General features: G+C 61.8%; 22 protein-coding genes and 3 tRNA genes. 2 read left to right on the top strand and 23 right to left on the bottom strand.

What is annotated here, in order from left to right:
* Positions 1 to 40 precede the first annotated feature (40 nt).
* The 15 genes from nuoK to ASC80_RS06030 form a co-directional block, all read right to left on the bottom strand.
* Positions 41 to 349, bottom strand: a complete 309-nt coding sequence (gene nuoK, locus ASC80_RS06095) for an NADH-quinone oxidoreductase subunit NuoK (RefSeq protein WP_056293945.1) — start codon at positions 347 to 349, stop codon at positions 41 to 43.
* Complete coding sequence (locus tag ASC80_RS06090; RefSeq protein ID WP_056293944.1) at positions 346 to 981, bottom strand: NADH-quinone oxidoreductase subunit J; 636 nt, start codon at positions 979 to 981, stop codon at positions 346 to 348. The genes nuoK and ASC80_RS06090 overlap by 4 nt, the downstream gene beginning before the upstream one ends.
* Before the next feature lie 9 nt (positions 982 to 990).
* Positions 991 to 1,479, bottom strand: coding sequence for an NADH-quinone oxidoreductase subunit NuoI (nuoI, locus tag ASC80_RS06085; protein WP_056293941.1), 489 nt, complete (start codon positions 1,477 to 1,479; stop codon positions 991 to 993).
* A 7-nt stretch (positions 1,480 to 1,486) separates the two neighbouring features.
* Positions 1,487 to 2,557 carry an NADH-quinone oxidoreductase subunit NuoH gene (nuoH, locus tag ASC80_RS06080; RefSeq protein WP_056293939.1) on the bottom strand — a complete coding sequence of 357 codons (1,071 nt, stop codon included), beginning with the start codon at positions 2,555 to 2,557 and terminating at the stop codon, positions 1,487 to 1,489.
* A 4-nt stretch (positions 2,558 to 2,561) separates the two neighbouring features.
* Entirely contained in the window at positions 2,562 to 4,637 is a 2,076-nt protein-coding gene (gene nuoG / locus ASC80_RS06075; RefSeq protein ID WP_056293936.1) for an NADH-quinone oxidoreductase subunit NuoG, read from the bottom strand.
* A gap of 4 nt (positions 4,638 to 4,641) precedes the next feature.
* A complete protein-coding gene (nuoF, locus tag ASC80_RS06070) occupies positions 4,642 to 5,967 on the bottom strand; it encodes an NADH-quinone oxidoreductase subunit NuoF (protein ID WP_056293933.1) in 1,326 nt (441 codons plus the stop codon).
* A gap of 19 nt (positions 5,968 to 5,986) precedes the next feature.
* Positions 5,987 to 6,157 (bottom strand): hypothetical protein, encoded by a 171-nt coding sequence (locus ASC80_RS24135; RefSeq protein ID WP_200941149.1) that lies wholly within the window; start codon positions 6,155 to 6,157, stop codon positions 5,987 to 5,989.
* Positions 6,157 to 6,783: an NADH-quinone oxidoreductase subunit NuoE gene (nuoE, locus tag ASC80_RS06065; protein WP_056293931.1), complete on the bottom strand. Its 627-nt coding sequence runs from the start codon at positions 6,781 to 6,783 to the stop codon at positions 6,157 to 6,159. Before nuoE ends, ASC80_RS24135 begins: the two co-directional genes overlap by 1 nt.
* A gap of 20 nt (positions 6,784 to 6,803) precedes the next feature.
* Entirely contained in the window at positions 6,804 to 7,757 is a 954-nt protein-coding gene (locus tag ASC80_RS06060) for an FkbM family methyltransferase (RefSeq protein WP_056295670.1), read from the bottom strand.
* Positions 7,758 to 7,786: 29 nt separating this feature from the next.
* Positions 7,787 to 8,995 (bottom strand): NADH-quinone oxidoreductase subunit D, encoded by a 1,209-nt coding sequence (locus tag ASC80_RS06055; RefSeq protein ID WP_056293928.1) that lies wholly within the window; start codon positions 8,993 to 8,995, stop codon positions 7,787 to 7,789.
* Entirely contained in the window at positions 8,995 to 9,645 is a 651-nt protein-coding gene (locus ASC80_RS06050; protein WP_056293925.1) for an NADH-quinone oxidoreductase subunit C, read from the bottom strand. The genes ASC80_RS06055 and ASC80_RS06050 overlap by 1 nt, the downstream gene beginning before the upstream one ends.
* 10 nt (positions 9,646 to 9,655) lie before the next feature.
* Complete coding sequence (locus tag ASC80_RS06045) at positions 9,656 to 10,252, bottom strand: NuoB/complex I 20 kDa subunit family protein (protein ID WP_056293921.1); 597 nt, start codon at positions 10,250 to 10,252, stop codon at positions 9,656 to 9,658.
* Positions 10,243 to 10,608 carry an NADH-quinone oxidoreductase subunit A gene (locus ASC80_RS06040; RefSeq protein ID WP_056293919.1) on the bottom strand — a complete coding sequence of 122 codons (366 nt, stop codon included), beginning with the start codon at positions 10,606 to 10,608 and terminating at the stop codon, positions 10,243 to 10,245. The genes ASC80_RS06045 and ASC80_RS06040 overlap by 10 nt, the downstream gene beginning before the upstream one ends.
* A gap of 262 nt (positions 10,609 to 10,870) precedes the next feature.
* Positions 10,871 to 11,962, bottom strand: coding sequence for a tartrate dehydrogenase (locus tag ASC80_RS06035; protein ID WP_056293916.1), 1,092 nt, complete (start codon positions 11,960 to 11,962; stop codon positions 10,871 to 10,873).
* A gap of 169 nt (positions 11,963 to 12,131) precedes the next feature.
* Positions 12,132 to 12,208 (bottom strand) — tRNA-Asp (locus ASC80_RS06030).
* 219 nt (positions 12,209 to 12,427) lie between these two features.
* Between ASC80_RS06030 and ASC80_RS06025 the strand changes: the two genes are divergently transcribed.
* A complete protein-coding gene (locus tag ASC80_RS06025) occupies positions 12,428 to 12,727 on the top strand; it encodes an HU family DNA-binding protein (RefSeq protein ID WP_056293912.1) in 300 nt (99 codons plus the stop codon).
* Positions 12,728 to 12,976: 249 nt separating this feature from the next.
* Positions 12,977 to 14,227 carry a peptidase T gene (gene pepT / locus ASC80_RS06020; RefSeq protein WP_056293909.1) on the top strand — a complete coding sequence of 417 codons (1,251 nt, stop codon included), beginning with the start codon at positions 12,977 to 12,979 and terminating at the stop codon, positions 14,225 to 14,227.
* Positions 14,228 to 14,382: 155 nt separating this feature from the next.
* On the opposite strand, the gene ASC80_RS24130 is transcribed toward pepT, so the two are convergent.
* The 8 genes from ASC80_RS24130 to ASC80_RS05985 all read right to left on the bottom strand — a co-directional run bounded on the left by ASC80_RS24130 (position 14,383) and on the right by ASC80_RS05985 (position 21,514).
* Complete coding sequence (locus tag ASC80_RS24130) at positions 14,383 to 14,583, bottom strand: hypothetical protein (protein WP_156464282.1); 201 nt, start codon at positions 14,581 to 14,583, stop codon at positions 14,383 to 14,385.
* Positions 14,584 to 14,749: 166 nt separating this feature from the next.
* Positions 14,750 to 14,878, bottom strand: a tRNA-Val gene (locus tag ASC80_RS23600).
* Entirely contained in the window at positions 14,854 to 15,717 is an 864-nt protein-coding gene (locus ASC80_RS06010; protein ID WP_056293904.1) for an SDR family oxidoreductase, read from the bottom strand. Before ASC80_RS06010 ends, ASC80_RS23600 begins: the two co-directional genes overlap by 25 nt.
* A gap of 60 nt (positions 15,718 to 15,777) precedes the next feature.
* Positions 15,778 to 15,854 (bottom strand) — tRNA-Val (locus ASC80_RS06005).
* A gap of 68 nt (positions 15,855 to 15,922) precedes the next feature.
* On the bottom strand, positions 15,923 to 16,327 hold the full coding sequence (locus ASC80_RS06000; RefSeq protein ID WP_056295667.1) for a GFA family protein: 405 nt from the start codon (positions 16,325 to 16,327) through the stop codon (positions 15,923 to 15,925).
* Positions 16,328 to 16,429: 102 nt separating this feature from the next.
* Positions 16,430 to 18,856, bottom strand: a complete 2,427-nt coding sequence (gene lon, locus ASC80_RS05995) for an endopeptidase La (RefSeq protein ID WP_056293903.1) — start codon at positions 18,854 to 18,856, stop codon at positions 16,430 to 16,432.
* Positions 18,857 to 19,207: 351 nt separating this feature from the next.
* Positions 19,208 to 20,482, bottom strand: a complete 1,275-nt coding sequence (clpX, locus tag ASC80_RS05990) for an ATP-dependent Clp protease ATP-binding subunit ClpX (protein WP_056293902.1) — start codon at positions 20,480 to 20,482, stop codon at positions 19,208 to 19,210.
* A 396-nt stretch (positions 20,483 to 20,878) separates the two neighbouring features.
* Positions 20,879 to 21,514, bottom strand: coding sequence for an ATP-dependent Clp protease proteolytic subunit (locus ASC80_RS05985; protein WP_056293899.1), 636 nt, complete (start codon positions 21,512 to 21,514; stop codon positions 20,879 to 20,881).
* Positions 21,515 to 21,679: the final 165 nt, after the last annotated feature.

Raw genomic sequence — 21,679 nt, 5'->3', positions numbered from 1 at the left:
TGATCCGAAAACCGGTTCCCACTTTTCGGGATCATGCTGCTCAGCCCTTCATCAGGTTGATGTCCTCAACCGCAATCGAACCGCGAATGCGGAAGAACACCACCAGCACAGCAAGGCCGATCGCCGCTTCCGCTGCCGCCACCGTCAGCACCAGTAGCGCGAAAATCTGCCCCACAATGTCATTGAGAAAACTCGAGAACGCCACGAGGTTGATGTTGACCGAGAGCAGGATTAACTCGATCGACATCAGGAGAACGATGACGTTCTTGCGGTTGAGAAAAATACCGAGGATGCCGGTCGTGAACAGGATCGCCCCGACGGCGAGATAATGGCCAAGACCGATCGTCATTGCACCCACTCCCCTGCGTCGGTGTCCTGCAATCCCTGGCCCGGCGTGACCTTGCGCATCGCCATTGCGGTCGCCTTGCTGCGCGCGTTCTGCACGCTGACGACCTGACGCTTGACGCTCGCCTTGTGACGCAGCGTCAGCACGATCGCACCAATCATCGCCACCAGCAGAACCAGGCCCGCGAGCTGGAAGTAATGGATGTAGCGCGTATAAAGCACCATGCCGATGGCTTCGGTATTGCTCATCGTGGCCGAAATCGGTGCGGTGATCGATTTGGAAATCGTCGGCGAAATCACCCAGCCGCCGACGACCAGCAGCAGCTCGGCGAGGAATATTCCGCCGATCAGCAGGCCGAACGGCATGTATTCAAGGAATCCCTGACGCAGTTCGGCGAAATCGACATCGAGCATCATGATGACGAACAGGAACAGCACCGCCACCGCGCCGACATAGACGACGACAAGGATCATCGCCAGGAATTCGGCGCCGAGCAGCACGAACAGTCCCGCCGCGTTGACGAAGGCGAGGATCAGGAACAGCACCGAGTGCACGGGGTTGCGCGACGTCACGACCATCACGGCCGAGGCGACGCAGACGCCGGCAAACAGGTAAAAGAACAGCGCGGGGATCATGCGTCAGCCTTACCGGTACGGCGCGTCGAGCGCGATGTTCTTGGCGATCTCCCGCTCCCAGCGGTCGCCGTTGGCGAGCAGCTTCGCCTTGTCATAATAGAGTTCCTCGCGGGTCTCGGTGGCGAACTCGAAGTTCGGTCCCTCCACGATGGCATCGACCGGACAGGCCTCCTGGCACAGTCCGCAATAGATGCACTTCACCATGTCGATGTCGTAGCGCACGGTGCGGCGGGTGCCATCGTTGCGGCGCGGGCCGGCTTCGATGGTGATGGCCTGCGCCGGGCAGATCGCCTCGCACAGCTTGCATGCGATGCAGCGTTCCTCGCCGTTCGGATAACGGCGCAGCGCATGCTCACCGCGAAAGCGCGGCGAGATTGGCCCTTTCTCGAACGGATAGTTCAGCGTCGGCTTCGGCTTGAAGAAATAGCGCATCGTCAGCACGAAGGCTGCGGCGAACTCTTTCAGCAGAAGCGAATTAGCTGCGGTTGCTATACCCATGACGACCTCATTGCGGGGCAAGACCCGCGAATTGCAGCACACCCGCGACGATCACGACCATCGCCAGCGAAATCGGGAGAAACACCTTCCAGCCCAGCCGCATGAGCTGGTCGTAGCGGTAGCGCGGCACGATCGCCTTCGCCATGGCGATCATGAAGAACATGAAGAACAGTTTCAGCGAGAACCAGATCACGCCCGGCACCCAGTTGAACGGCGGCAGGTCAATCGGCGGCAGCCAGCCGCCCATGAACAGGATCGCGCCCATTGCGCACATCGTGCAGATCGCGACGTATTCGCCGAGCATGAACAACAGGTATGGCGTCGAGCCGTACTCGACCATGAAGCCGGCGACCAGTTCGGATTCCGCTTCGACGAGATCGAACGGCGGACGGTTGGTTTCCGCCAGCGCCGAGACATAGAAGATCACGAACATCGGCAGCAGCGGCAGCCAGTACCAGTTCAGGAAGGTCAGCCACGGCAGGCCGATCAGATTGGCAAGGCCCTTGGTGTGCTGCGCCTCGACGATGGCCGTGAGATTCAGCGAACCGACACAGAGCAGAACGGTGATGATGACAAAGCCGATCGAGACTTCGTAGGACACCATCTGTGCCGCCGAGCGAAGCGCCGCGAGGAACGGATACTTCGAGTTCGACGACCAGCCGGCCATGATGATGCCGTAGATCGACAGCGACGAGATCGCAAAGATGTAGAGGATGCCGACATTGATGTCGGCGATCACCCAGTTGAGATTGACCGGGATCACCGCCCAGGCGGCGAGCGCGAGCACGCAGGTCACCAACGGCGCCAGCAGGAACACGCCCTTGTTGGCACCGGCTGGGATCGTCGGCTCCTTGAGCACGAACTTCAAAAGGTCCGCGAACGATTGCAGCAATCCCCATGGCCCGACCACGTTGGGGCCGCGCCGGATCTGCACCGCCGCCCAGATCTTGCGGTCGGCGAGCAGGATGTAGGCGATCGCGATCAGCAGCACGACGAGGAGCAACAGGCTCTGCGCCAGCATGACGATCAGCGGCCAGAGGTAGTCGGTCCAGGCAGAGCTTGCGAAAAATTCAGCCATCACGTCACTCCGCCGCCGCCAGCGTCTGCCCGGAAGCGAGACGCGAGCATTCGGCCATCACCGCGGATGCCCGCGCGATGGGGTTGGTCAGATAGAAATCAGAGATTGCGTTCTTGAACGCGGTCTTTTCGAGATTGCCGCCGCGCTTCGCCAGCGCGCCGACGCCCGCAGCATCGGCCGCCGCGATCTGGTCGATGCGCATCAGATGCGGCACCGCTTTGAACAGCGCCTGCCGCAGCTGCGCCAGTGAATCGAACGGCAGCTTCTTGCCGAGCGTTTCCGACAGCGCGCGGACGATCGCCCAATCCTCGCGCGCCTCGCCCGGCGGAAAGCCGGCACGGTTCGCCATCTGGACGCGGCCTTCGGTGTTGACGTAGAGGCCGGATTTTTCGGTGTAGGCCGCGCCCGGCAGGATCACGTCGGCGCGATGCGCGCCACGGTCGCCGTGAGTGCCGATGTAAACGACGAAGGTGCCGTCAGCGGCTTCGATCTCATCCGCGCCCAACGAGAACAGCACGTCGAGCGTGCCGAACGCGGTCATCTGCGCGGCAGTCAACCCGCCCTCGCCCGGCACAAAGCCGATGTCGAGCGCTCCGACCGTGGACGCCGCACTGTGCAGCACCGCGAAACCGTTCCAGCCGTCCTTGATCGCGCCGAGATCGGTCGCAAGTTTCGCCGCAGCCGCAAGCACCGCCGCGCCGTCATGACGGCCGAACGCACCGGAGCCGACCAGGACGATCGGGGTCTTGGCGGTCTTGAGGACGTCCGCGAACGAATGCTTGCCGGCGGCGAGTTCGCCAAGCGTGTCCACGCCCGCGCCGATGTGCTCGTATTTATACGTGAGGTCGGCCTTCTCGCCGATCATGCCGATCTTGAGCTGGCCGGTGCGCCAGCGCTTGCGGATGCGCGCGTTGAGAACGGCGGCTTCCTTGCGCGGATTGGAGCCGACGATCAGCAGCGCATCGGCCTGCTCAATCCCGGCAATGGTCGGGTTGAAAATGTAGGACGCGCGGCCGGCCTTCGGATCGAATGCCGCGCCTTGCTGAACCGCGAGATTGGCCGAACCGCATTTCGCGAGCAGTTCCTTCAGCGCAAACATATCCTCAGTAGCAGCAAGATCGCCCGCGATGGCGCCGATGCGCTTGCCGTCGGATCGCGCAACCTTGGCTGCAATCGCCGCGAACGCTTCGGTCCACGATGCCGCGCGCAACTTGCCGTTCTCGCGGATGTACGGACGGTCGAGGCGCTGGGTACGCAGGCCGTCGACAATGTGACGGGTCTTGTCGGAAATCCATTCCTCGTTCACCGCCTCATTGACGCGCGGCAGGATGCGCATCACCTCGCGGCCGCGGGTATCGACGCGGATCGCCGAGCCGACCGCGTCCATAACGTCGATCGACTGGGTCTTGCCAAGCTCCCACGGACGGGCTGCGAAGGCATAAGGCTTCGAGGTCAGCGCGCCGACCGGGCAGATATCGACGAGGTTGCCCTGCAACTCGGACGTCAAAGCGCTTTCGAGATAGGTGGTGATCTCGACATCCTCGCCGCGGCTGATCAGGCCCATCTCCGGCACGCCGCAGACTTCGGTGGAAAAGCGGACGCAGCGCGTGCACTGGATACAGCGGGTCATCGAGGTCTTGACCAGCGCGCCGAGATACTTGTCCTCGACCGCACGCTTGTTCTCGGCGAAACGGCTGGTGTCGACGCCGTAGCCCATCGCCTGATCCTGCAAATCGCACTCGCCGCCCTGATCGCAGATCGGGCAATCGAGCGGATGGTTGATGAGCAGGAATTCCATCACGCCTTCGCGCGCCTTCTTCACCATCGGCGAGCGGGTCTTGACCGACGGCAATTCGCCATTCGGACCGGGACGGCAGTCGCGCACGCCCCAGGCGCAGCTTGCCACCGGCTTCGGCGAACCCGCGACCTCGACGAGGCACATGCGGCAGTTGCCGGCGATCGACAGCCGTTCGTGGTAGCAGAAGCGCGGAATCTCAGCGCCGGCGGCTTCGCACGCCTGCAGCAGCGTGTACTCCGCCGGAACGTCGATCTCTTTTCCGTCAACGAGAATCTTGGTCATCACCCTACTCCGCCGCGACCATGTTGACGGGATCGAGCACGCCGATGTCGTCGATGGTGGACTTGCGTGCGTATTCGTCGATGCGCCGTTCGATTTCCGGCCTGAAGTGGCGGATCAGGCCCTGAATCGGCCACGCCGCCGCGTCACCCAACGCGCAGATGGTATGGCCTTCGACCTGCGTCGTCACTTCGAGCAGCATGCCGATTTCTTTCTTGTGCGCGCGGCCTTCCGCCATGCGCGACAGCACGCGCCACATCCAGCCGGTGCCCTCGCGGCACGGCGTGCACTGGCCACAGCTCTCATGCTTGAAGAAGTAGCTGATGCGGGCGATCGCGCGCACGATGTCGGTGGACTTGTCCATCACGATCACGCCAGCGGTGCCGAAGCTCGACTTGACGGCGCGGGTGCCGTCGAAATCCATGATCAGTTCTTCGCAATCAGCCGCCGGAATCAGCGGGCATGACGCGCCGCCGGGAATGATCGCCAGCAGGTTGTCCCAGCCGCCGCGAATGCCGCCGCCGTGCTTCTCGATCAGTTCCTTGAACGGAATGCTCATCTGTTCTTCGATCACGCACGGCGTGTTGACGTGACCAGACAGGCCGTAAAGCTTGGTGCCGACATTATTCGGACGGCCGATGCTCGCGAACCACGCCGCGCCGCGCCGCAGGATGTCCGGCGCCACCGCGATCGATTCAACGTTGTTCACTGTAGTGGGACAACCGAACAGGCCGACGTTGGCCGGGAACGGCGGCTTCAGGCGCGGCTGGCCCTTCTTGCCTTCGAGGCTTTCGAGCAACGCGGTTTCCTCGCCGCAGATATACGCGCCGGCACCGTGGTGAACGTAAAGGTCGAACGGGAAACCGTGAATGTTGTCCTTGCCGATCAGCTTGGCCTCATAGGCCTGATCGATCGCGGCCTGCAGATTCTCGCGCTCGCGGATGAACTCGCCGCGCACATAAATGTAGCCGACATGCGCGCCCATCGCGCAGCCGGCGATCAGGCAGCCCTCGATGAGAAGATGCGGATCGTGCCGCATGATCTCGCGATCCTTGCAGGTGCCCGGCTCGGATTCGTCGGCATTGACCACGAGGTAGCTCGGCCGACCGTCGGCGTTGTCCTTCGGCATGAACGACCACTTCATGCCGGTCGGGAAGCCCGCTCCGCCCCGGCCGCGCAGGCCGGAGGCTTTCATCTCGCTGATGATCCAGTCGCGCCCCTTGTCGAGAATGGCCTTGGTGCCATCCCAGCCGCCACGGCGGCGCGCGCCCTCGAGGCCCCAGTCGTCGAGGCCGTAGAGATTACGGAAGATGCGATCCTTGTCGTCGAGCATTATGTCGCTTCCTGACCAATCAGCTTTTCGTTTGCCGGTAGGCGAGCCCAGCCGCCATCGCAGCGAACGCCACCGCCCAGCTCAGGCTCGATTCAAGTCCCGAGTTGAGCACGTAATAGTTCAGCACGAACATGAACACACCGGCGCAAATCGTGTGCAACGCGACCTGACGGATCCTGGCGGCGTCCATCATTTGCTCCCTGCCTTTTCGGGTGCCTTGAGAACCCTCGGTCCTCCAACAGGCGCGGCGCAATGGCGATCGATTTGCGGACCCGGCTTCGGCGGATTGCCCGAAGCGAATCCGTCGAGAACCTTGTTCAGGGTCTCCGGCGTCAGGTCCTCGTAGGTGTCCTTCCAGATCATCACCATCGGCGCGTTCACGCAGGCACCGAGGCACTCGACCTCTTCCCAGCTGAAATCACCATCGGCCGAAACATGGAACGGGTCGTGATGGATACGATGCTTGCAGACGTCGATCAGTTCGCCGGCGCCGCGCAGCATGCACGGCGTCGTACCGCACACCTGAACGTGGGCCTTCTTGCCGACCGGCGACAGCTGGAACATGGTATAGAAGGTCGCGATCTCCATCACGCGGATATGCGGCATCCCAAGCAGATCGGCGACGCCACGGATCGCCGCCTCCGAGATCCAGCCGTCATGCTGCTCCTGCGCGCGCCACAGCACCGGAATCACCGCTGCCGCCTGACGGCCGGGCGGATACTTCTCGATCTGCTTCTTCACCCAATCGAGATTCTCCGCGCTGAATGCGAAGCTCGCAGGTTGCAGTTCCTTCGGGGCCAAACGGCGAACAGCCATCGTACCAGTCTTTCAATCTTTCAGTGCGCCACGTTGCCTTGCGTCATGGCGCGGCGCGCGTTGCCAGAATTCATGCTGTAGAGACGCTGTTCCCAGAACGCGCTCGCGGTCGCAAACACGTTGTAGCCGACGTGGGAGGCGACCTTGATGCGATCGAGCGTGGAGAGCTGCGTCAGCGGTTCGAAGCGGTCGGTCGCCGGATCGTGGACGATCGCCTTCATCGGCGTGTTCTCGAGAATATAGCGCGACACCGTGTGATTACGGTCGCTGCCGTGCTCCTCGCAAATTACCATCGAGTCGGTCTGCAAAATCCGCGTCCCGCCTTTGATGGCGTCGATCTCGACACCTTCGACATCGAGCTTGATCAGATACTTGCCGGTCGCCGGAATCTTGCCGTCGTCGATCAGATTATCGAGCGCCAGCACCGGCACCTCTTCCCCGCTCGCATCGGCGCCGCCTGCGATGCTGAAGGCTTCGTGCTTGGTGCCGGACAGCCGCGCCGTCCCGCGCTCCGATCCGATGGCGCTCTTGATCGCCTCGAAGCGGTTGCCGTTGACGCGGACATTGTTTTCCAGCTTCGGAAAATTCTGCGACGACGGTTCGATCGCGATCGCCCGATGCGAGCCAAAACGCTGGCTCGACACCATTACCGACCAGTAGCCGTAGTTGGCGCCGCAATCGAGCAGGACATAATCGACATCGCGCGAATCTAGCAGCAATAGCTCGAGTTCGTCCTCATACTTGAAAGTACGGTTGAGCAGCTTGCTCCAGTAGCCGTCGCCATACGGAAACGCGAAGGTCGCGTCCGGGTTGAGCATCACGTTGATGTTGCGCTCCGGCAGCATCATCTTCAGCATGTTGGCGCACATATTGTAGCCGCGATGAGACATCAGCGCGCCCACCTTCGATCCAGCCAGCAATGCGAGGCCGATGGTGCGCTCCCACGGAGACGCACCGCGCATCGCGCCGGTCATGCGGTCGAACTCGATGGGCGGCTGCACCGTCACCGATCCACCTCGCCGAACACGATGTCGAGCGAACCGAGAATCGCGGACACGTCCGCAAGCAGGTGCCCCCTGCAGATGAAATCCATCGCCTGCAGGTGTGCAAATCCCGGCGCACGGATCTTGCACTTGTACGGCTTGTTGGTGCCGTCGGAGACCAGATAGACGCCGAACTCACCCTTGGGCGCCTCGACCGCGGCATAAACCTCGCCGGCCGGAACGTGGAAGCCTTCGGTGTAGAGCTTGAAGTGATGGATCAGCGCTTCCATCGAGCGCTTCATCTCGCCGCGCTTCGGCGGCACGACCTTGTTGTCCTGGATCGAAACCGGCCCCTGCCCTTCGGCGACGCGCAGCTTCTCGATGCACTGCTTCATGATGCGCACCGACTGGCGCATTTCTTCCATACGGATGCAGTAGCGGTCGTAACAGTCGCCGTTCTTGCCGATCGGGATGTCGAAATCCATCTCGGCATAACATTCGTAGGGCTGCGACTTGCGCAGGTCCCATGCGGCGCCCGAGCCGCGCACCATCACGCCCGAGAAGCCCCACTCCCACGCCTGCTCCAGCGTCACCACGCCGATGTCGACGTTACGCTGCTTGAAGATGCGGTTGTCGGTGAGCAGAACTTCGAGATCGTCGACGACCTGAAGGAACGGATCGCACCAGTTCCAGATGTCCTCGATCAGTTTGGGCGGCAAATCCTGATGCACGCCGCCGACGCGGAAGAACGCCGCGTGCATGCGCGAGCCGGACGCGCGCTCGTAAAACACCATCAGCTTTTCGCGCTCTTCGAAACCCCACAGCGGCGGGGTCAGCGCGCCGACATCCATCGCCTGAGTAGTGACGTTAAGCAGATGCGACAGGATGCGGCCGATCTCGGAATACAGCACGCGGATCAACTGGCCGCGGCGCGGCACGGTGATGCCGAGCAGCTTCTCCGCCGCGAGGCAGAAGGCATGTTCCTGATTCATCGGCGCGACGTAGTCGAGCCGGTCGAAATACGGAATCGCCTGCAGATAGGTCTTTTGCTCGATCAGCTTTTCAGTGCCGCGGTGAAGCAGGCCGATATGCGGATCGACGCGCTCGACGACCTCGCCATCCAGCTCCAGCACAAGCCGCAGCACGCCGTGCGCGGCCGGATGCTGCGGGCCGAAGTTAATCGTGAAATTGCGCATTCCGGGGACTGCGGTACCAAGGGCTTCGGTCATCAGCCACCTGCCTTTGCAGGAGTAGAAACGGGCGCCGCCGGTGCTTCGCCGGTTTTCTTCTCATCGCCCGGCAACGCATAGTCGGCGCCCTCCCACGGCGAGAGGAAATCGAACTTGCGGAATTCCTGGTTGAGCCGGACCGGCTCATAGACCACGCGCTTCTCCTGGTCGTCGTAGCGGACCTCGACGAACCCGGTGAGCGGAAAGTCCTTGCGCAGCGGATGGCCGTCGAAACCGTAGTCGGTCAGCAGGCGGCGCATGTCCGGATGCCCAACGAAGATCACACCGTAGAGATCGTAGGTCTCGCGCTCGAACCAGTCGGCGCCGGGGAACACTCGAATGATCGAGGGCACCTGCGTGGTTTCGTTGGCCTCGCCGCGCAAGCGGATGCGCGCGTTCAGGGTCGGCGACATCAGGTGATAGACCACATCGAAGCGGTTCTCGCGGCCCGGATAGTCGACGGCCGTGATGTCGGTGAAGCTGACGAAGCGGCAGCGCGGATCGCTCTTCAGGAAGCTTGCGACCTCGACGATCTTCGCCAGATCGACCGAGACGGTGAGCTGGTTGAAAGACACGTCATGGCTCAGCGCCGCTCCCGGCAGCGCACCAGTAATGAGTTGACCAAGGGCATCGAGCCTGGCGTCTTCCATCAGTTAAGCCTTAGCGTTCAATCGTTCCGGTGCGGCGAATCTTCTTCTGCAGCAGCAGTACGCCGTAGAGCAGTGCTTCCGCCGTCGGCGGACAGCCCGGCACATAAATGTCGACGGGCACGATGCGGTCGCAGCCGCGCACCACCGAATACGAATAGTGATAGTAGCCGCCGCCGTTGGCGCACGACCCCATCGAGATCACGTAGCGCGGCTCGGGCATCTGGTCGTAGACCTTGCGCAGCGCCGGAGCCATCTTGTTGGTCAGCGTGCCGGCCACGATCATCACGTCCGACTGGCGCGGCGAGGCGCGCGGGGCGAAGCCGAAGCGCTCGACGTCATAGCGCGGCATCGAGACCTGCATCATCTCGACGGCGCAGCACGCGAGGCCGAAGGTCATCCACATCAGCGAGCCGGTGCGCGCCCACGTAATCAGGTCGTCGGCAGCGGCAACGAAGAAGCCCTTGTCGGACAGCTCGTGATTGATCTCGAGATAATAGCGATCATCCGCGCCGACCGGCTGGCCGGTGCGCGGATCGAGAATCCCTGTCGCAGCCTGCGACACGGCCGGTTGCAAAACCGGTTTAGCCGGGGTCGGACTCAATCCCATTCGAGCGCCCCTTTCTTCCATTCATAGGCGAAGCCGACGGTCAGCACGCCGAGGAACACGATCATCGACCAGAAGCCGACCAGCCCGAGTTTGCCGAAAGCCACTGCCCACGGAAACAGGAAGGCGACTTCCAGATCAAAGATGATGAACAGGATCGCCACCAGATAGAATCGCACATCGAATTTCATGCGCGCATCATCGAAGGCGTTGAAGCCGCATTCGTACGCCGACAGCTTCTCCGGATCGGGTTGCTGATAGGCGACCAGAAACGGCGCCACCAGTAGCGCCAGACCGATGACGGTCGCGACACCGATGAACACCACAAGCGGCAGATAATTCTGCAAGATTCCGCCCATCGGCGACCCTTTGCTGCCCGAAATTGTTCCGCAGATTCGCGGAACATTGGAATGGTTCGAAGGGATAGCCCAGCGCCACAGTGAGGGCAAGACAAGCTATCCTGACGCTCGTCCGGGGATCACAATTTCGATAATTGCCGGCCCGCGGCGCGCACCGTGTCTCATCCAAAAGTAGAAAGACCTGGACAAATCTCAAGCTGCGCGGCGCGTTAATTCGATTGCCGTTTCCGTCAGTTCCGAACCGGAATGCTGGAGGAAACCCTCAGGAAATCGCGTCGGCGACGGCCTTTCCGCAAATCTCCGTATTGGCCTTGCCGCCGAGATCGCGGGTCCGCAGCTTTTCCTCCTTGAGGACGGTTTCGATGGCCGAAACGATCGCCTTGCCCGCCTCTGGTTCGCCGAGGTGATCCAGCATCATGGCCGCTGACCAGATCTGCCCGATTGGATTGGCAATCCCCTGCCCGTAAATGTCCGGCGCTGAGCCGTGGACGGGCTCGAACAATGACGGGAAGTCGCGCTCGGGATTGATGTTGCCGGACGGCGCGATGCCGATCGTGCCAGTGCAGGCCGGACCCAGATCCGAAAGGATGTCGCCGAACAGGTTCGAGCCGACCACGACATCGAACTTGTCGGGGTTGAGGACGAAATGGGCGGTCAGGATGTCGATGTGATACTTGTCCCAACGCACGTCGGGATAGGCTTTGGCGACCTCCTCCACCCGCTCGTCCCAGTACGGCATGGTGATCGAGATGCCGTTAGACTTGGTCGCCGAGGTCAGATGCTTTTTCGGCCGGCTCTGGGCAAGATCGAACGCGAACTTCAGGATCCGGTCCACGCCGGTCCGGGTCATCACGCTCTGCTGGGTGACGAATTCGCGGTCGGTGCCGGGGAACATGCGGCCGCCCACTGACGAATACTCACCCTCGGTGTTCTCACGGACCACGAAGAAATCGATGTCGCCTGGTTTGCGGCCGGCCAGCGGCGAGGTCACGCCGGGCATCAGGCGCACCGGGCGCAGGTTGACGTACTGGTCGAACTCGCGGCGAAACAGGATCAGCGAGTTCCACAATGAGATGTGGTCAGGCAGAACCGACGGCATGCCGACAGCGCCGAAGAAGATCGCGTCGTGGCTGCCTATCTGGGTCTTCCAGTCCTCCGGCATCATGCGGCCGTGCTTGAGGTAGTAATCGCAGGACGCGAAATCGAACGTGTCGAGCTGAAGCTCGAAGTTGAACTTCGACGCCGCCTTCTCCAGCGCACGCAGGCCCTCGGGCACAACCTCCTTGCCGATGCCGTCGCCGGGAATGACGGCGAGACGATATTTACGATTGGTGCCGGTGTGAGGCTGGGACATCGATGCGTTCCTACATTTTACGGGAATTCGTTGAGTTTCTTGGCCTAAGACGCGAACGCAGGCCACGGCTGCGGCGAGACGTCACCATTGCAAAATCGGCGCGTCTCGGAAAGAGGCCGAGTGCTCGGGAATTGCCAAAACCACTGTAAAATCGGGGATTTGCCATAAATGGCGCGAGAGACGGGGCTCGAACCCGCGACCTCCGGCGTGACAGGCCGGCGCTCTAACCAACTGAGCTACTCCCGCAGGGACGCTGTCGCGATCCGCAGAGACGCTGGGACTTAAAGGGACGGATGACCCAAGTCAAGGATGTTGCGAATCCGCCCTCTGAATGGCTCTTTTCCACATGTCGATTCAAATAATGCCTGATTTAAAGGGCAAACAGCATATGCAGGACGCTCCCGAATCAACTAAGCCCTGATACACAGTCAGTTCTTAAGTCACCGACCACCCAAGGAGGGTTAAATGGCGAAGAAAGCAGCTACTCCGACGACCGTTACGCTCAAGCATCTCGCGGCCGCGCTCGCTGAGGAGCACGAATTGTCGAAGAAGCAGACCGAGGCGATTCTCGGCGACCTCGTGACCCGCATCACCAAGCACCTCAAGAAGGGCGAGCGCATTCGCATCGTCGGCCTCGGCATCCTCCAGGTCCGCAAGCGCGCCGCCCGCATGGGCCGCAACCCGGCCACCGGCGAAGCCATTCACATCAAGGCCAGCAAGAAGGTTGCCTTCCGCGCGGCCAAGGAACTCAAAGAAGCCGTCTGATCTCGGCTTTTCCTCGCAAAACGCCGCTCTCGCCCGCCCACGCGGCGGCGCTGAGGGCGGTGTTTTCTTTTGCGGGTTCTCGTGTCGATCGGCGTAGTCTCCGGCTGTCATGACCGGGCTTGACCGGGCAATCCATCCTTCTGAATAAATCTTGTGAGATGAATGCGCGGGCCATAGGCGAGCGAAGCGACGCCGTTCTCCGAACGGCTATGCCCGCGCAAGACGAATCGCAGATGCGGAGATCGCCAAATGCAGCCTCTTCAATTCAAGCACACCGTTCTCGATCGCTTCCTGCGCTACGTCCGAATCGATACCCAGTCCGACCCCGCCTCCCCGACGTGTCCCTCGACGGCCAAGCAGAAGGACCTCGGCCGCCTGCTCGCCCAGGAATTGCGCGACCTCGGCATCGCCGACGCCCACATGGACGACAACGGCTACGTCTACGGCACCGTGCCTGCGACCACTGACAAGACCGTGCCGGTGATCTGCTTCTGCTCGCACATGGACACCTCGCCCGACTGCACCGGCAAGGACGTAAAACCGCAGATCGTCCGCAACTATCAGGGCGGCGACATCGTGCTGCCTGCCGATCTGACACAAATCATCCGGACCAGTGAACACCCCGCGCTCGCCGACCAGATCGGCAACGACATCGTGACCACCGACGGCACCACGTTGTTGGGAGCAGACAACAAGGCCGGCCTCGCCGAAATCATGGATGCGGTGCAGTTTCTCGTCACCAACCCGCAGATCAGACATGGCACCATCAAGATCCTGTTCACGCCGGATGAAGAGATCGGCCGCGGCGTCGACAACGCCGACCTGAAGAAACTCGGCGCCGACTTCGCCTACACCATCGACGGCGAAACCGCGGGCCATCTCGAGGACGAAACCTTCTCGGCCGATGGCGCCACCATCCACATCCAGGGCGTCAGCGCCCACCCCGGCTGCGCCAAGGGCCGCATGGAGCACGCGATCAAGATCGCTGCGCGCATCGTCGAGCACCTGCCGAAGGATACCTGCTCGCCGGAAACCACCGAGGACCGTGAAGGCTTTCTCCATCCCGTCAGCATCGAGGGCGGGCTCGACAGCGCGACGCTGGGCTTCATCGTCCGCGACTTCAGCGAGGCCGGACTAAAGGAGAAAGAAGACCTGCTGGAGCGTATCGTTCGCGAAGTGATGAAGGACTTTCCGCGCTCGTCCTATCGCATGGAGATCAAGGAACAGTATCGCAACATGAAGGAGGTGCTGGACAGGCACCCCGACATCGTCACCAACGCTATGGATGCGATCGAGCGCGCCGGGATGACACCGGTTCGCAGCAGCATCCGCGGCGGCACCGACGGCTCACGCCTGTCGTTCATGGGCCTGCCCTGCCCCAACATCTTCGCCGGCGAACACGCCTTCCACTCACGACTTGAATGGGTCAGCGTCCAGGACATGGAAAAGGCTGTGCAGACCATCGTTCATCTGGCGATGATCTGGGAGGAAAGAGCGTGATCCGGATTCTAAACTGTCTTGGCGCTGCGTTAGCGTTCGTTCTGTCGATGCCGTTGAACGCGCAGGCGCAGCAGCCCGGCTTCGACATTACAGTCACCGCGAATGCCACGAAACCCAACGGCAGCCCGTGGGATGGCGTGCCGCGCTTCGGCAATTCAAAAATCAATCTCAATGCCGCGCCCGATATCGCGGTGTGCATCGTGCGCGCAAATGCGAAGCCGGAATGCATCTGGCGGCCGCAACGACGGCGGCTGCTCTCGATCTGCCAGAACGCATGGACCTGCAAGTTCGGCAATGTGCCCGCGCAGCCGCTGCCCATCGGGCTGGTCTTCATCGATATCGACGCGCGCAATCACGACGTGATCGATGTTGCGATTCTCACCGACAGGAACGACGCCGATGCCAATGCGGAGATCGCGGATTCGCTGCGCACAGCGATGACCATCCTCACTCCGAACCGCTCTGAAAATACCAAGGAGCACCTTGTTCGCAACGCCAAGCTGCTGCCGCTTGCCGATTGCGTGGCCGGGAAGCCATGCCGACTGACGCAATCGCAATTTACGCTGACGCGGCGCTAAATTCTAGAATTGGCTGGCGCCCGATCCTCTCGGTGTAAACGAGATGCTCTAGCCAGCAGAGCCAGCTTTCCCGGTGCCGGCCAACCGGTCCTCGGCCAACATTAGTGCCAGCCCCGCCGCGAAGTCCCTCGGCTCCACGCCCAGTTCATCCCGCATGGGTTGCAGCGGAAACATCACGTCTTCCTGAAGCCGCCGTAGCGTATTGGGATCGACCGGCGGCTGGAGGCCGATGGCCTGCACCAGCGCCAGTGCCGCGATCGCCGGCGCCAGCGGAACCGGCAGTATCGCCCGCCGATAACCCATCGCCGACGCACACAATTGCGCCATGTCGCGCCAATGCATCGGCGCAGGACCGCAGACCGGGATGACGTTCGGGCCTTGCCATGTCCGCGTCGCCGCGGCGGCGATGCAGAGCGCGACGTCCTCAACGAACACCGGCTGCACCAGATTCAATCCGCCGCCCGGCATCGGCAGCACCGGCCAGCGCCGGATGACATCGAACAACCGGCGAAGATTGTTCTCCTGCCAACCGCCATAGATCATCGTCGGGTGCAGCATCACGCCATTGCGCCCGCTCTGCATGAATGCGGCTTCGGCATTCACGACCTCCCGTCCACGCGGCTCAGGAACCTTCGAATACCGCCAGGCCGATCCGACAAGAACGAGCGTCGGGGTGCGCGATCCAATTGCGTCAAGAATCCGGGATGTGAAGCGAGCATGAGCACACGACACCACGACATCGGCATCACGCAGCGCCGCCTGCGCGTCCGATATATCGCCCGTGAAGTGGTCCGCACGCGGATCGAGACCGGTGCAATCACGTGCGACCAGCCGCATGGCGAGGCCAGCATCGAGCAAACGCGCTGTCGCGCGCCGGCCAATGTCGGACGATGCCCCGAACATGACGATCATTGGAAACTCCCCCACCCCGGGAACCATACATCGCCGGATCATGCAAGGAGATTGGGGTGATGGTAGGCGGTGACGGATTCGAACCGCCGACCCTCTCGGTGTAAACGAGATGCTCTAACCAGCTGAGCTAACCGCCCGTCGCGTCTGTTTAGCCTTGCCAGACCCACCAGCGCAAGGCGGCAAGACCGCGCCGATCCGTCACGGTTCATTCCGTGGGCGAGCCCGGCAAATCGCGGAGGTCGGATGTCCACGGCGCTGCCGAACGAAACCAGATTTGCCGGCGCGGTTTCAGATCATGGCGCTGCCGGATGCTGCCCCAGCGGATACCCCAGCCATCCGGCTGTATGTCATCCCCTGACGTAAAAACCGGAGATCCGCACTCGGAACAAAAATGCTGAAAACGGGTGCGGCCATTTTCACCGACCTTCGCGTAGATTTTGGGGTCAGCACCGGTCAATTCGATCTGCTCACGCGCGCACAGCACCGTGACCCGATAAGGCGATCCCGTCAGTTGCTGGCAATCCGTGCAATGACAAATCGAGACCCGTTCGGGATCGATGTCGGCGCGATAACTGACGCGCCCGCAATGACATTGACCGTCGATCTTCATCATGAGGTTCCTGGCCGAAGGTCGCGACAGTTTCCGCCAACATGCGCCAAAAAGAAACGGCGCCCTCGCGGGCGCCGCTTCGTTGTGGATATTCAACTCGCCTTAGTGAGCGGTCAGGCCGCCGGCAGCCTCATCGGTCGCATCGGCCTTCGGCAGCGCCGAGGTATCCTCTTCCCAGACGATCGGCACCGGCTTGCGCACCAGCGCCTTGGCGAGCACGTCGTCCATCCGGGCCACCGGGATGATCTCCATGCCGCCCTTGATGGCGTCGGAAATCTCGGTGAGATCCTTGGCGTTGTCCTCGGGAATGAAGACCGTCTTGATGCCGCCACGCGCGGCCGCAAGCAGCTTCTCCTTCAGACCGCCGATCGGCAGCACCCGGCCTCGCAGCGTGATTTCGCCGGTCATGGCGACATCATGCCGGATCGGAATGCCGGTCAGCACCGACACGATCGCCGTGGCCATCGCGACACCGGCCGAAGGTCCGTCCTTCGGCGTGGCGCCTTCCGGCACGTGGACGTGGATGTCGCGGCGGTCGAACAGCGGGGGCTCGACGCCGTAGTTGATCGCCCGCGAGCGGACATACGAGGCCGCCGCCGAGATCGACTCCTTCATCACGTCACGCAGGTTGCCGGTGACGGTCATGCGGCCCTTGCCGGGCATCATGACGCCTTCGATGGTCAGCAACTCGCCGCCGACATCGGTCCACGCCAGACCGGTCACGACGCCGACCTGGTCGTCGCTCTCGATCTCGCCGTAGCGATACTTCGGCACGCCGAGGAACTCCTCGACCACCGGTGCGGTCACCTTCACCGCCTTCTTCTTGGAGATCATCAATTCCTTCACCGCCTTGCGGGCGAGTGTCGAAATTTCGCGCTCGAGATTACGCACGCCCGCCTCGCGGGTGTAACGGCGGATCAGGAACAGCAGCGCCTCGTCATCGATCGACCACTCCTTGGAAGTCAAACCGTGCTTGGCCACTGCGGTCGGGATGAGATGCTTGCGGGCGATCTCAACCTTCTCGTTCTCGGTGTAGCCGGCGATCCGGATGATCTCCATGCGGTCCATCAGCGGCCCGGGAATATTGAGCGTATTCGCGGTCGTGATGAACATCACGTTGGAGAGGTCGTAGTCGACCTCCAGGTAGTGATCGTTGAACGTCGAGTTCTGCTCGGGGTCGAGAACCTCAAGCAGGGCCGACGACGGGTCGCCGCGGAAATCGGCGCCCATCTTGTCGATCTCGTCCAGCAGGAACAGCGGGTTCGAGGTCTTGGCCTTTCTCATCGACTGGATGATCTTGCCAGGCATCGAGCCGATGTAGGTCCGCCGGTGACCGCGGATTTCCGCCTCGTCGCGCACGCCGCCGAGCGACACGCGCACGAACTCGCGGCCGGTCGCCTTCGCGATCGACTTGCCGAGCGAGGTCTTGCCGACGCCCGGAGGGCCCACGAGGCACAGGATCGGTCCGGTCAGCTTGTTGGCGCGGGACTGCACGGCGAGATACTCGACGATGCGGTCCTTGACCTTCTCAAGCCCGTAGTGATCCGAGTCGAGCACTTCCTGCGCGGCAATGAGGTCCTTCTTGACCTTGGACTTCTTGCCCCATGGGATCGACAGCAGCCAGTCGAGATAGTTGCGCACGACCGTCGCCTCGGCGGACATCGGAGACATCTGCCGCAGCTTCTTCAGTTCGTGCTGCGCCTTCTCGCGAGCTTCCTTCGAGAGCTTGGTCTTGGCGATCTTCTCTTCCAGATCGGCCAGCTCGTCGCGACCTTCGTCGTCGCCGAGCTCCTTCTGGATCGCCTTCATCTGCTCGTTGAGGTAATACTCGCGCTGGGTCTTCTCCATCTGGCGCTTGACGCGCGAGCGGATCTTCTTCTCGACCTGCAGCACCGAGATCTCGCTCTCCATCAGGCCGAGCACCTTCTCGAGCCGCTGCGACACCGACAGCGTCTCCAGAATGGTCTGGCGATCGGAAATCTTCACCGCGAGATGCGAGGCCACGGTGTCCGCGAGCTTGGCGAAATCAGTGATCTGCTGAACGACGCCCACCACTTCGGCGGAAATCTTCTTGTTCAGCTTCACGTAGCTTTCAAAATCGGACACGACGGAGCGGCCGAGCGCCTCCGCCTCGACGCTCTTGGCATCGGTGTCGGCGAGCGCGATGGCGGTCGCCTCATAGTAGTCGGCCCGATCGGTGTATTTCTCGACGCGCGCGCGCTCCAGTCCCTCGACCAGGACCTTCACGGTGCCGTCGGGGAGTTTCAGAAGCTGCAACACGCTGGCGAGCGTGCCGGTCTCGTAAATCGAGTCCGGGCTCGGATCGTCATCGGACGCATTCTTCTGCGTCGCGAGCAAAATCAGCGCATCGTTCTTCATCACGTCTTCGAGCGCGCGGATCGACTTTTCGCGTCCAACGAAAAGCGGAACGATCATGTGCGGGAAAACAACAATGTCGCGAAGCGGCAGCACCGGATAGGCGTGGCTTTCGCCGTGAACGATATTTGGACGAGGCTTGGAGGCAGTCATGCCCGTATTCCTTTTGTTGTGCCCCCTTGCACGCAGTCCGCCGCTCAGACGCAACCGCCACAAGGTGCCGTGTACCGGAAAAGAAAGAGCTCTCTTGAGCCATCGGCCGCAACGCGGCCCTCACCACCCGGGGTCATATCGCGGCGAATCCAGAAAGCTCTGTGCTTCACCGCGCCCCATTAGGTGGCTATCGGCCGCGATGGTGTCAAGTGATGGGAAATCCCCATCAACATTGGCGTTTTAGACTCATTGGAAGATGAGTGGAACCAGCCGCAAGCGCCACGCACTCGGCGTTGAGACGGCTCAGCCGAGCTAAACCGAGGGGCTCCACGGAGCCCCTCCCTGCTTCGATCAAGCGCTGGCGCTGGTTTCGGCCGGACGATCCGTGCGGTCGGCGTAGATGTAGAGCGGACGTGCCGTCGCTTCCACCACTTCGCGCGAGATGACCACTTCCTCGACGCCTTCGAGGCCGGGAAGATCGAACATCGTCTCGAGCAGGATGCTCTCCAGGATGGAGCGCAATCCGCGCGCGCCGGTCTTGCGCTCGATCGCCTTGCGGGCGACCGCGCCAAGCGCTTCGTCGGCGAACGTGAGCTCGATGTTTTCCATCTCGAACAGCCGCTGGTACTGCTTCACCAGCGCGTTCTTCGGATCGGTGAGAATCTTCTTGAGCGAAACCTCGTCGAGATCCTCGAGCGTCGCCACCACTGGCAGACGTCCGACGAACTCAGGGATCAGGCCGTACTTCAGAAGATCCTCGGGCTCGACATGGCGGAAAATTTCGCCGGTACGGCGATCTTCAGGCGCCAGCACCTGGGCCGCGAAACCGATCGACGTGGTCCGCCCGCGTGACGAGATGATCTTCTCGAGGCCGGAGAACGCACCACCGCAGATGAAGAGGATATTGGTGGTGTCGACCTGCAGGAACTCCTGCTGCGGATGCTTACGGCCGCCCTGCGGCGGGACCGATGCAACCGTACCTTCCATGATCTTCAGCAAGGCCTGCTGCACGCCTTCGCCCGAGACATCGCGGGTGATCGACGGATTGTCGGACTTGCGGGAAATCTTGTCGATTTCGTCGATGTAGACGATGCCGCGCTGGGCCCGCTCGACATTGTAGTCGGCAGCCTGCAGCAGCTTCAGGATGATGTTCTCGACATCCTCGCCGACGTAACCGGCTTCGGTCAGCGTCGTCGCGTCCGCCATCGTGAACGGCACATCGAGGATGCGGGCCAGCGTCTGCGCAAGCAGCGTCTTGCCCGAACCGGTCGGACCGATCAGCAGGATGTTCGACTTCGCAAGCTCAACGTCGTTGTGCTTGGTCTGGTGATTGAGGCGCTTGTAGTGATTGTGAACCGCGACCGAGAGCACCTTCTTGGCGTGCTGCTGACCGATCACGTAATCGTCCAGAACCTTGCAGATTTCCTTCGGCGTCGGAATTCCGTCGCGCGACTTCACCAGCGAGGATTTGTTCTCCTCGCGAATGATGTCCATGCACAGTTCGACGCACTCATCGCAGATGAAAACGGTCGGCCCCGCGATCAGTTTGCGGACCTCGTGCTGGCTCTTCCCGCAGAATGAGCAATACAGCGTGTTCTTCGAATCGCTCGTCCCGACCTTGCTCATTCCTGTCTCCGTCTGCCGCTCGATCTATTCTGGCGGACTGTCCCATCCCGGCGCACGCCGGACTCTCGTCTAGATAGGAGCAAAATCCGTACCAAAAAGACCCCGCACTCCTGACCCGCGCGAATCGCAGCCTCTCTCGAATCTGCGGCCATTCTAGCCGATCATCTGGAGCCAACCATGGTGCCACCCGACTATCAAGAATTCACTAACCCGGCGAACACCCAACTGCGTAATCTTACCGTGATTTGCGACGATTTCGCGAGCATTCAGGCCCGAATTCATCGCAGCGTTGCGAGAATGACGCACCGCATCCACAGGGAACTCGCGTCAAAGTGGCAAGATCGCAGCCCGGCAGGGAGAATGCACAAGCATCCGCTCTGCCGCGACTGCAACTCATTACGATGTCTTCGGCGCCGACGGCTCCTCGGCACGCTTCTCAATCACCTTGTCGACAATGCCGAAATCACGAGCCATCTCGGCGGTGAGGAACTTGTCGCGTTCCAGCGCGTCCTCGATCGCCTTATAGGTCTGGCCGGTATGCTTGACGTAGATCTCGTTAAGCCGCTTCTTCAGGTTCAGGATTTCCTGCGCGTGCAACATGATGTCGGTCGCCTGGCCTTGGAAGCCGCCGGACGGCTGATGGACCATGATGCGCGAATTCGGCAGCGAGAAGCGCATGTCCTTCTCGCCGGCGGCAAGCAGCAACGAACCCATCGACGCCGCCTGCCCGGTGCAGAGCGTCGAAACCGGCGGGCGGATGAATTGCATGGTGTCGTAAATCGCCAGACCCGATGTCACCACGCCTCCCGGCGAGTTGATGTACATCGAGATTTCCTTCTTCGGATTCTCGGCTTCGAGGAACAGAAGTTGCGCGACGACCAACACCGACATGCCGTCCTCGACAGGGCCGGTCACGAAGATGATGCGCTCTTTCAGGAGGCGCGAGAAAATGTCGTAGGCCCGCTCGCCGCGGTTGGTCTGCTCGACCACCATCGGCACCAGGTTCATGTAGGTTTCAACCGGATCGCGCATTAATCACCTGAGAGTTGGTAGAGACGAACGATCGTCCCGTGATGCTTGGCTTGGCGAGACACAGATATGAGCCGATTGCCCGGCGGCAAGGCCACCGCAAACAGCGCCTGTCTGCTGAATTCCGCCGGGAGTTGAGCCGATTCGGCCACGCCCGCAAAGCGACGC

This window comes from Afipia sp. Root123D2, from assembly GCF_001425835.1.
Classification (GTDB): domain Bacteria; phylum Pseudomonadota; class Alphaproteobacteria; order Rhizobiales; family Xanthobacteraceae; genus Afipia.
This window is presented reverse-complemented; position numbering and strand designations above follow the sequence as displayed.